The organism is Pseudomonadota bacterium (genome assembly GCA_016927275.1).
In the GTDB taxonomy this organism is placed as follows: Bacteria; UBA10199; UBA10199; order 2-02-FULL-44-16; family JAAZCA01; genus JAFGMW01.
The window spans coordinates 1-4,915 of the sequence record JAFGMW010000104.1; the positions used below are offsets into that span (position 1 = coordinate 1).

Annotated in this window: 5 protein-coding genes; 4 read left to right on the forward strand and 1 reads right to left on the reverse strand. The window is 65.2% G+C overall.

Annotated features, from left to right (window positions below; all coding sequences use genetic code 11):
- Nucleotides 1–12 precede the first annotated feature (12 nt).
- Genes panB through JXA24_07430 form a run of 3 tightly spaced genes read left to right on the forward strand, consistent with a single transcriptional unit; the run spans nucleotide 13 to nucleotide 2,643 of the window.
- Entirely contained in the window at nucleotides 13–819 is an 807-nt protein-coding gene (gene panB / locus JXA24_07420) for a 3-methyl-2-oxobutanoate hydroxymethyltransferase (GenBank protein MBN1283582.1), read from the forward strand.
- Nucleotides 816–1,658, forward strand: coding sequence for a pantoate--beta-alanine ligase (locus JXA24_07425; GenBank protein ID MBN1283583.1), 843 nt, complete (start codon nucleotides 816–818; stop codon nucleotides 1,656–1,658). The genes panB and JXA24_07425 overlap by 4 nt, the downstream gene beginning before the upstream one ends.
- 19 nt (nucleotides 1,659–1,677) lie before the next feature.
- Nucleotides 1,678–2,643, forward strand: a complete 966-nt coding sequence (locus JXA24_07430) for a hypothetical protein (GenBank protein MBN1283584.1) — start codon at nucleotides 1,678–1,680, stop codon at nucleotides 2,641–2,643.
- An 18-nt stretch (nucleotides 2,644–2,661) separates the two neighbouring features.
- On the opposite strand, the gene JXA24_07435 is transcribed toward JXA24_07430, so the two are convergent.
- Nucleotides 2,662–3,477, reverse strand: coding sequence for an RMD1 family protein (locus tag JXA24_07435; GenBank protein MBN1283585.1), 816 nt, complete (start codon nucleotides 3,475–3,477; stop codon nucleotides 2,662–2,664).
- Between the two features lie 112 nt (nucleotides 3,478–3,589).
- On the opposite strand from JXA24_07435, the gene JXA24_07440 reads away from it, so the two are divergent.
- A partial coding sequence (locus JXA24_07440) for a hypothetical protein (protein MBN1283586.1) occupies nucleotides 3,590–4,915 on the forward strand: 1,326 nt, incomplete at its 3' end.

Below are 4,915 nucleotides of genomic sequence, written 5' to 3' on the forward strand. Positions count from 1 at the left end.
ACGGTTACAACTATGTCAAAGATTCGAATAACCGACATCGCGAAGAAATACCGCCGGGGCGAGAGGCTCACGATGCTCACCGCCTACGACGCCACCATCGCAAGGCTCGTGGACGAGGCTGGCGTGGACATGATCCTCGTGGGCGACTCTCTCGGCATGGTGGTGCAGGGCCATGAGAGCACGATACCGGTCACCCTCGACGAGGTGATATACCACACGCGCTGCGCCTCGCGCGGGGCCTCCCGGGCCCTGGTGGTGGCCGACCTCCCGTTCATGAGCTACCAGGCCTCGACCACACAGGCCATGCTCGCCGCCGGCCGCGCGATGAAGGAGGGCGCCGCAGGGGCGGTGAAGCTCGAGGGCGGGCTCGAGATGGCAAAGGCGGTCTCGCTCATGACCGCCGCAGGGATCCCGGTCATGGCCCACATAGGCCTTCGGCCCCAGCGAATCCACGCCATGGGCGGATACAAAATACAGGGCCGCACGGCGGAGGACGCATCGCTACTCGTCGAGGAGGCGCGCTCCTTCGAGCGCGCCGGCGCATTCTCGCTCGTGCTCGAGGGGGTGGCCATGGAGACCGCAAAGGAGATAACCGGGTCGGTCGGCATCCCCACGATCGGCATAGGCTGCGGGCCGCACTGCGCAGGCCAGGTGCTCGTCATCTACGACATGCTGGGACTCAATCCCACCTTCAGCCCCACGTTCCTCAAGGTCTATGCCGACGGCCATTCCGTGATAAATAGCGCGGTGAAGGATTACATCGAAGACGTCAGGGCCGGACGGTTCCCTACCGAATCGCACGGGTTCAAGAGAAGATGAAGATATTCGAGACAGCCGACGAGATCCGGTCCTGGTCGCGGGCGGAAAAGGCGCGCGGCCACGGGGTCGCGTTCGTGCCCACCATGGGCGCCCTCCACGAGGGCCATCTCTCGCTCATGCGCGAGGGAAAGCGGCGCGCAGAGGCGCTGGCCGTGTCCATCTACGTCAACCCCGCCCAGTTCGGCCCGGGCGAGGACCTGGCCAGATACCCGCGCGATCTCGAGGGCGACCTTCAAAAGTGCCGCTCGGTCGGCGCCCATGCGCTCTTCGCGCCCTCCGACCGAGAGATGTACCCCGACGGATTCCAGAGTTACGTATCGGTGGAAGATGTCTCAAAGGACCTCTGCGGAGCGTCGAGGCCGACGCACTTCCGCGGCGTGGCCACGGTGGTGGCAAAGCTCTTCAACATGGTGGAACCGGACGTGGCGCTCTTCGGCGAGAAGGACTTCCAGCAGCTGGCCGTCATCAGAAGGATGGTGAAAGACCTGGGATACCCGGTCGAGATAGTCGGATGCCCCACCGTGCGGGATCCGGACGGGCTGGCCATGAGCTCGCGCAACCGGTACCTCTCCCCTGCGGAGCGCTCCAGCGCCCTGTCGCTCAACCGCTCGCTCGGGGCGGCCCGGGAGATGGTAGATGCCGGCGAGCGCGACCCGGAGAAGGTCCTCGCAAAGGTCCGCGCGATAATAGAGGCCGAGCCCGACACGAGGATCGACTACGCGAAGATCGTGGACGCCGGTACGATGAAGGATCTGGATGAGATTAGACGGCCGGCGCTCGTCGCGCTGGCCGTGTTCGTCGGATCGACCCGCCTGATAGACAACACGCTGCTGGCCTGAGCCGGCGCTTCGGAGCGAAATGAAACGAACAGGCATAGCAATCCTCGCCGCTCTCCTCTGCCTGGCCCCCCATTTGTCGCTGCATGCCCGCTCGGCGGGCATGCAGCCGCTCGCGGTCATGCCCGACGACGGCGCGGGCGCGATCGCCGATTTCATAAAGAGCTCCCAGAGCAGCATCGATCTAATCGCGCACAGGCTGGACGACGCGCGGATCGTCGACGAGCTGGCCTCCGCGGCGCGCCGGGGGGTGAAGGTCAGGGTGATGCTGGACAAAAACCCGTCCGAGGGGGAGGAGGCGAACGCTGCGAGCGAGGCGCGCCTGAAGGCTGCGCGCGTGTTCACGTCATGGAGCGACCCGCATTTCTCCTCCACGATGGCGCGCGCCATCGTCTCCGACAACCGCGCAGCGCTCGTGATGACCTTCGACCTCGTCGAGGAGCAGCTGGACGGCGCGCGCGGCTTCGCGGTCCTGCTGCGGGACTCCAGGGACGTGGCCGACCTCTCGTGGATGTTTGAGGCGGACTGGAAGCGCGCGCGGTCGAGCCCGCTGGCGAGCTCTCTCGTTTGGGAGCCGAACGGGGCGAGGACGAAGCTGCTCTCGTCGATCCGCACCGCCACGGCCCACATCGACATCTACTCCGACGACATCCGGGACCCTGATATACAGGCCGCCGTGGCTCAGGCGGTGAAACGAGGGGTTGTCGTGAGGATCCTGGCCGGGGCAAGATCGGGCGACTCGCCGTCCGGACTCAACAAGGCCGCGCTGGCCGGCGCATCGGTGAGGCACTTGCAGGGCATGCCGCTGTCCGCGAGTGCCATGATCGCCGACGACGGCCGCGGCGGCCGCACGGCGATCGTCGGAATATCGATGCTCCAGGCGCACGCGAAAAAGGAGTCCCGCGGCCTGGGCGTGCTGATCTCCGACAAAGCGCGCCTGAGCAGGCTCGCCGAGGCGTTCGCGAAGGACTGGAAGGGGGGGAAGTGAGCCGGGTTCCCAGCCGCGTCAGTGCCTGAAGAAGAGGTCGAACACGAAAAGCGGTATCTCGATGAGGATGAGGATGATTATCGCCCACTCCAGGGCGTTTGCGGTGCGGTGCTGCAGAAGGTCGGAGATCAGCTCCAGGTTCTCCTGGACCATCCTCAGCTTGTAGTCGATCGTCTTGTACCTCTCCCTCAGCTCGAACATCCCGTAACCGCCGTGGTAGAGGCTGTCGAGGACCTGGTCGTTCCAGGTCTCGTCCGGCTTGTCCAGCAGGTACAGCGACGCCACCAGCTCCTGCTTCGTCACTATGCACTTGCCGATGAACTTCTTGATGTCGCGGGTCGAGCGGGCCATCCTGCCATGCTTCCGCAGCGCCTTGCCTATCCCGGCCGACTCGCGGATCATCTGGTCGACGTTTATCTCGAAGTGTTCGAGCGCCACCGACTGCGCGAGCACGAGGGCGAGTATGTCGATCCGCTCGAGCGTCAGCCGGTCGATGATCGCCCTCTCGAAGCGCACCGAGCACGGCTCGCCCGACCTCACTTCCACCGCGAAGTCCTCACTCGTGAGCAGATCGGGCCCGTAGCCCATGATCCTCTTGATCCGCTCGATCACCTCCTGCCTGCGCTCGGGGGTCACGTTGAAAAATATCACGGCGCCGAAGCGGTAGACGAAGAAATAGCGGTCCTCCGCCTCCCTGTACACCAGCCTGTTGGCCGACTGCGCGGCGGCCTGCCCCTCGAAGAGGCGCTCCAAGTCCTTGAGCCTCAGCGTCTCGGTGAGGTGATAGCCGTGAAATATGTAGGTGCGCCCCTCGGACGGCGTGGTCGCGTTCATGGCGGCGGAGGATACAACCGGCAGGCGCCCCGTGCAAGGGGGGACGAGATCAATTTCCCTTTGTCTTTTCCCCCCGCTGCGGATAGCCTCTGCCCTTCAAAAGGAGGGCTTTATGAGGCTTTCTGAGAGGGGGGCGATCAGGGCCGCCATAGCGGAGGGGGGCTTCGGGCTATACCCCGCCGGCAGGCTCATGGAGAGGATAAAGGCGGGCGTGCCGGGCGACGAGCTCAAGGGCGACTTCGACCCCTCCTCCACAGCGGATAAGGTGGCGCTGGCGCATGGGCCGCAGGGCGACGCCGCGAGGGCGGTGTTCTCGCGGGACATAGGCCTCATCGCCGAGAGGCTCAGACTCATGAAGCCGGAGTACGACATCGAGTCGGTATTCGACAGCATGCAGGCGGAGACCCCGGCGCTCGCGAAGAGGTACTACGGGATCGAGGAGTTCACGGCGCCCAGGCCCTGCGTCGTGGAGTACTTCTTCGAGGGGATCACCGACATCTACAGGGACGGCGACTGGTTCGCCTTCAACGTGAACAGGGCCGAGTCCGCGGAGATGAACGTGCCGGTCGGAACCTACTTCAGGCGCGACCAGGTCTCGCCGGGACAACCTGAGTTCACGGCCATGCACGAGGCCAACCACGCCATGCAGGATCTGGCAGCCGCGCCCGACGGGTTCCACCACTACGTGCCGTGGTTCGACGAGGGGCTGGCAGACGTATTCGGCAGGATGATGCTCTTCCGTGCCACGCGCGACGAGGCGCTCATCTCGAGGGTCAAGAGATTCCGCACCGAGGTCGAGGCCGACGACCCGAGAAGGGCGTCCTACCACTACGCGGACCAGATAATATCCACCATGCTCACGCGCGCGAGGCTCCCGTTCGCGAAGGCGCTCATGCGCGCGCGAAAGCGCGACCCGTTCTCCATCGACTGGAGCGCGCTTGGCGATCGCATAATCTCAGGCATCGATCCGCACGTGGCGCTCCTCAACTCGTACCAGGGAGCGAAGCGCGACCAGTTCGCTAAGAAGTTCGAGAGGGAGGAGACCGCGTTCCGAAAGGACGCGGACCTGGACGGGACCGACCTGCGCGTCCTGTCGATGTTCCTGGCCAGCGAGCGGCCCGCATGCCTCTCCGCTGAGGAGTACAGGGCGGCCATCTGGCTCTCCGAGGAAATCGCCAGGAGGCCCAGCCCGCACAGCATGGTGGAGGCGGGCCCCTCGCTCGCTCCGGCCTCCTCCGTGACCGAGGAGGCTGCGAAGAAAGACCCCTCTCTCGAGGCACGGATCGTGATCCGCGAAACCGACGTCCCTTATGAGCACAAGGCTGGCGTGGGCGAGCTGGCAGCGAAGTACATGATCACCAAGCGCATGGTCGGCGAGGCGCTCGTGTACCAGCCCTACGGCGGAGGGCTCCCCTACCGCCTCGGCACCGGCGAGATC